Below are 5,453 nucleotides of genomic sequence, written 5' to 3'. Positions count from 1 at the left end.
ATCGGGAGTTAATAATGGAGAGGTGTGGGCAGGAAGAGAAGATTTTAGAAGAAATAAAATATGGATTAGTGTTAGGTAGTGATAAATTTGTTGATTGGATAGAGAAGCAGTTTGTTAATAAGGGAGAGAGGAATAGAGAATTACCCCAACAGCGAATGTTAGGTGACAATGAAATTAGGGGGAAGGTGTTAAATGCTGTAATAAATGGGTTTGGTGTAGATTCGGAGAGATTAATAAAGAGGAAAAGATTTCGACAGCAAACAGCGAGGGATGTAGCCATTTATATATTATATAGTCATACGGGATTGAGTAATAAAGAGATAGGTGAGATATTTGGAGTAAGTCCAACAGCGATAGGTAAGGCAAGTATGCGGGTAAGAAATCAGATGAGTGACCATAAAGGATTTAAAAAGAAGGTAGAAGATATAGTTAATTCTGCTTTCGAGGTCTGACCCCAATAACATACGAGGTCTGACCCCAATAACATAAAGGTAAATTATGAATATAAAAGATAAAAAAGAGCTAAGATTAAAAAGAAGACATCGAACAAGAAGAAAGATATTTGGTACTTATGAAAGACCAAGACTTAGTGTCCATCGGAGCTTGAAACACATTTATGCCCAAATCATAAATGATGAAGAAGGAAAGACATTAGCCTGTGTTTCGAGTGCGAGAAAAGGTTTTATTTCAGATTCGATGAAAAAAATAGATGTGGCAAAAAAAATAGGTAGTTTGATTGCTCAACTTTCAATTGAGAAAGGAATTAAAAAGGTTGTTTTTGACCGCGGTGGTTATCCATACCACGGTCGGATAAAGGCATTAGCCGAAGCCGCCCGGGAAGGGGGATTAGAGGTTTAAAAAATGAATGAAAAAATTAATCTAAAGGAAGTAGATTTAACAGAAAAGGTAATCGCCATTAATCGAGTGGCAAAGGTAGTTAAAGGGGGCAAGAGATTCGGATTTACGGCATTAGTTATTGTTGGAGATAGACAGGGACATGTTGGGGTAGGCTATGGTAAGGCAAAGGAAGTGCCACAAGCCGTGGCAAAAGGAATAGGATTAGCAAAGAAAAATGTGCTCCAGATTCCTTTAAAAGGAACAACTATCCCGTATCCTTTAATAGGACATAAAGGCTCTGGATATGTCGTCTTAAAACCCGCCGCACCAGGAACAGGAATTATTGCAGGTGGACCTATTCGAGCGGTTATGGAGGCATTAGGCGTGCAGGATATTCTGACAAAATCACTTGGAAATAATAATCCACTTGCGGTTATTAATGCCACAATGAATGCTTTGAAACAAACAATATCTCTATCGGCAAGATTAGACCTTCGTAATACATTACCAGTATAAGAGATAATGGAGGTTTTCAAGACAAATGCCTATTGTTATTTCAGATAGACTAAAAGAAAAATTTGGTAGTCCGGTAATAGAAGATTTTGTCAAGGTTATGGAGCAAATAATTCTTGAAAAAGGAGTTCCAAAGGATGAACTTGGGCATAAGTTAAGCGTGATAGATTTCAGACTTAATAAATTAGACGAAGGATATAGTGAAATCAAGAAAGCCCTGGGAGAACTAAATGAACGAATAGATAAGATTCATGAGCGAATGGAAAGGATGGAAGGAAGATTCAACGAGCGAATGGAAAGGATGGAAGGAAGATTCAACGAACAAATTCAAGAAGTCTATAGATTATTAATCTCTCAAACTAAATTAATCGTCTCTCAAACTAAATGGATGGTGGGAAGTATTATCTGTGTTGGAACTTTAATTAGTGCTTTGATGGCTATATTTAGATTTGTTAGATAAAAATAGAAAGTGAGAAGACTAAAATGGAGAAAAATTTGAAGATAACTTTAGTTAAAAGTAGATTCGGAAGAATACCAAAACATTGCGGAACTTTATCGGCATTGGGATTGAGGAAAATAAACCAGACGGTGATAAAACCTGATAATCCTCAAATAAAAGGAATGATAAAACAAATTGATTATTTAGTTAAGGTAGAGAAGATATGAAATTAAATCAATTAAAGGCACCCAAAGGTGCACATAAAAAACCTAAAAGAATAGGATGTGGACTGGGTTCAGGACATGGAAAGACTGCAACTAAAGGGACGAAAGGACAATTAGCCCGCAAAGGTGGTAAAGGGATTGGTTTTGAAGGAGGTCAAATGCCACTTCAACGACGAATTCCAAAACGAGGATTTACCAATCCAAGAAGAAAAGAATATACGACCATAGATGTGGGCACAATTGCTTCTTGTGGCTTCGAACCAGGCTCTAAAATTACATCTAATATCTTACTTCAGGTAGGATTGATTAAAAAAATTAAGAATGGTGTGAAAATATTGGGTGACGGAGAAATAAACATACCTTTGATATTTAAAGTAGATGCCGTGAGCAAAGGAGCAATTAAAAAAATCGAAGCCGCAGGTGGAAAAGTTGAACCCAAAGAGGAATAAAAACAAGTAACTGGTAGTTGGTAAATGGTAACTAATTACCATTTACCAGTTACCATTTACCAAAAATAAGGAGTTTATCTTATGCAAGGACTTGAGGCAATCTTAAATCCTTTTAAAGTCTATGAACTAAGGAAAAGGATATTATTTACCCTCGGATTATTAGCCGTTTATAGATTAGGGGTAGCAGTACCTACGCCGGGTGTCGATGGAGCGGCATTAAGTTTCTTCTTCCAACAAGCAAGAGGAACAATAGTCGGATTATTAGACCTGTTTTCAGGTGGGGCATTTGAGCGGTTTTCTATCTTTGCCTTAGGAATTATGCCTTACATCAGTGCCTCGATTATTATGTCTTTATTACAACCTGTTATTCCTTATCTCCAGAGATTATCAAAAGAAGGAGATGTTGGTAGAAAAAGAATTACTAAATATACAAGGTATCTAACATTACTCATTGGACTTATTCAAGCAACTGGAATGAGTATCTGGATTCAAAATATGCAAACTCCAGACGGCAGAGGATTTGTTTTAAATCCAGGTCTGGGCTTTCATATAATGACGGTTATGACGCTAACTACGGGCACGGCATTTGTAATGTGGCTTGGAGAACAAATTACAGACCGGGGTATAGGCAATGGTAGTTCATTAATCATCTTTACAAGCATTATTTCAAGAATACCGCAGGCTATTCTTCAAAGTGGACATCGATTGCTAATAGGTGAAATGAGTATTTTTGTCATTCTTTTTATCCTCGTGATTGGTATTTTACTTACGGCAAGTGTTGTGATGATAATTCAAGCACATCGCAAAATATCTGTTCAATATGGTAAACGGATTATCGGTCGTAAGGTCTATGGTGGTCAGAGCACCCATTTGCCACTCCAGGTAAATATGGCGGGAGTCATACCGATTATCTTTGCCTCATCGCTTCTGGCTCTGCCGGCTACCTTTGTAACATTTCTGGGCACCCAACAGGCTGAATTTCTCACCTTCCTGTATAGACAATTAAATCCAGGTGGTGTTATTTATCATTTGTTAATGGCAGCGGGTATTATCTTTTTTACTTATTTCTATATCGCGGTCATATTTAATCCAACTGATGTCGCCGATAATATGCGAAAATATGGTGGTTTTATCCCTGGTATTCGACCAGGTAAACCTACTGCTGACTATATCGAGCGGATTCTTAAAAGAATTACCTTCGTAGGTGCTATATTTTTAGCCTTGATTGATTTTATTCCATCCGTAGTTATTCAATCAATGCATATACCTTTTTATTTCGGAGGAACTTCAATCCTTATTGTTGTGGGCGTAGCTCTGGATACGGTCAGACAAATTGAATCTCATCTTTTGATGAGACATTATGATGGATTCTTAAAGAAAGGTAGAATTAAAGGTAGATTTACATAATGCGATTAATATTTTTAGGACCACCAGGCGTAGGAAAAGGAACCCAGGCAGAGTTAATTTCTAAAAAGTTTGAAATTCCACAAATCTCCACCGGAGATATTCTCCGCCAGGCAGTTAAAGAGCAAACAGAACTGGGTCTGCTTGCCAAAAAATATATGGATAAAGGCGAGTTAGTCACGGATGAAATAATTATAAATTTGATAAAAGGACGATTGTTAGAGGATGATTGCAAAGCAGGTTTTATCCTTGATGGATTTCCAAGAACTATTGCTCAGGCAGAAACATTAACCGCGACATTGAAAGAAATGGGTATATCCTTAGATGCGGTTATAGACTTGAAGGTAAATGATGATGTCGTAATTAAACGATTAACCGGCAGAAGGGTTTGCAAAGCCTGCGGCTCTAATTTCCATATCTATTATCAACCACCCAAAAATGAGTTTAAATGTGATAAGTGTGGGGAAGAACTTTATCAACGAGATGATGACAAAGAAGAGGTTATAACACGGCGATTAAAAGTTTTTAAAGAACAAACTGCTCCGTTAATTAATTATTATAAAAAGATTAATATCTTAAAAGAAGTAGATACCGATGCTGAAATACCACTGGTCTTTGATAGGATAATGAATGTGTTAGAAAAAAATGATTATCTTAAAATCTAAACAAGAAATAGAAAAGATACGAGTGGCAGGTAAAATAGTCGCTGAAGTCTTACAACATCTTGTGCAAATAACCAGACCAGGCATAACGACGAAATATCTGGAAGAAATAGCCCATAAAATGATTATTAGTCGAAACGGAATACCATCATTCCTGGGATATGAGGGATTTCCGGGGAGTATTTGCACCTCAATTAATCACGAAGTCGTCCACGGAATTCCTTCTGCAACACGAATTCTTAAAAATGGAGACCTTCTGAAGATAGACTTAGGGGTTTTGTTAAATGGTTATCATGCAGACGCCGCAGTAACTGTTCCTATTGGACAAATAACTGCACAGGCAGAAAAATTAGTTCGGGTAGCAAAAGATGCCCTGAAAATAGGTATTTCTAAAGCAAGATTACCAAATAGATTAGGGGACATCTCCTATGCTATCGAATTTTATACCCAATGTTATGGATATGCGGTCACGCGTGATTATAGCGGTCATGGAATTGGACGAGATTTACATGAAGCACCACAAGTCCCTAATTTTGGTGAACAGGGTAAAGGACCACGACTTAAACCAGGTATGGTTCTCTGTATAGAACCAATGATAAATACCGGTGATTATGAAATAGATGTATTAAATAATGGCTGGACAGTGGTAACAAAAGACAAAAGCTGGTCGGCTCATTTTGAACATACCATAGTCGTGACAGAAGATGAACCGGAGATATTGACAAAGTAGCCATTGGAGAGTAAACAGTGAAGAAGGGTAATCGTTCAGCCACAGAGACACAGAGTTCACAGAGAATGAGAGAAATTAGCCACAAATGGACACGAATTAACCTGTGACATTCGATAAATGTAGTGCGAACCTTTAGGTTCGCTTTCCTGCTTGCCAGAAGCGAGGCTAAAGCCTCACACTACAAATCTTTTTATT

At 37.4% G+C, this 5,453-nt stretch carries 9 protein-coding genes; all 9 read left to right on the top strand.

The features are described 5' to 3' along the window. On the top strand, positions 1-452 hold a 452-nt coding region (locus tag AB1414_14585; protein ID MEW6608649.1), incomplete at its 5' end, for a helix-turn-helix domain-containing protein. Positions 453-495: 43 nt separating this feature from the next. Next, positions 496-858: a 50S ribosomal protein L18 gene (gene rplR / locus AB1414_14580; GenBank protein ID MEW6608648.1), complete on the top strand. Its 363-nt coding sequence runs from the start codon at positions 496-498 to the stop codon at positions 856-858. Positions 859-861: 3 nt separating this feature from the next. Further along, positions 862-1,353: a 30S ribosomal protein S5 gene (gene rpsE / locus AB1414_14575; GenBank protein ID MEW6608647.1), complete on the top strand. Its 492-nt coding sequence runs from the start codon at positions 862-864 to the stop codon at positions 1,351-1,353. Positions 1,354-1,378: 25 nt separating this feature from the next. Continuing rightward, on the top strand, positions 1,379-1,810 hold the full coding sequence (locus tag AB1414_14570) for a hypothetical protein (protein MEW6608646.1): 432 nt from the start codon (positions 1,379-1,381) through the stop codon (positions 1,808-1,810). Between the two features lie 23 nt (positions 1,811-1,833). Continuing rightward, entirely contained in the window at positions 1,834-2,016 is a 183-nt protein-coding gene (gene rpmD / locus AB1414_14565) for a 50S ribosomal protein L30 (GenBank protein ID MEW6608645.1), read from the top strand. Then, on the top strand, positions 2,013-2,462 hold the full coding sequence (gene rplO / locus AB1414_14560) for a 50S ribosomal protein L15 (protein ID MEW6608644.1): 450 nt from the start codon (positions 2,013-2,015) through the stop codon (positions 2,460-2,462). The genes rpmD and rplO overlap by 4 nt, the downstream gene beginning before the upstream one ends. An 81-nt stretch (positions 2,463-2,543) precedes the next feature. After that, positions 2,544-3,869, top strand: a complete 1,326-nt coding sequence (secY, locus tag AB1414_14555; protein MEW6608643.1) for a preprotein translocase subunit SecY — start codon at positions 2,544-2,546, stop codon at positions 3,867-3,869. Next, on the top strand, positions 3,869-4,531 hold the full coding sequence (locus tag AB1414_14550; GenBank protein MEW6608642.1) for an adenylate kinase: 663 nt from the start codon (positions 3,869-3,871) through the stop codon (positions 4,529-4,531). The genes secY and AB1414_14550 overlap by 1 nt, the downstream gene beginning before the upstream one ends. Next, positions 4,512-5,258, top strand: a complete 747-nt coding sequence (gene map, locus AB1414_14545) for a type I methionyl aminopeptidase (protein ID MEW6608641.1) — start codon at positions 4,512-4,514, stop codon at positions 5,256-5,258. Before AB1414_14550 ends, map begins: the two co-directional genes overlap by 20 nt. Positions 5,259-5,453 lie beyond the last annotated feature (195 nt).

The sequence above is a fragment of the bacterium genome (assembly GCA_040755795.1).
GTDB lineage: Bacteria > UBA9089 > CG2-30-40-21 > CG2-30-40-21 > SBAY01 > JBFLXS01.
This window is presented reverse-complemented; position numbering and strand designations above follow the sequence as displayed.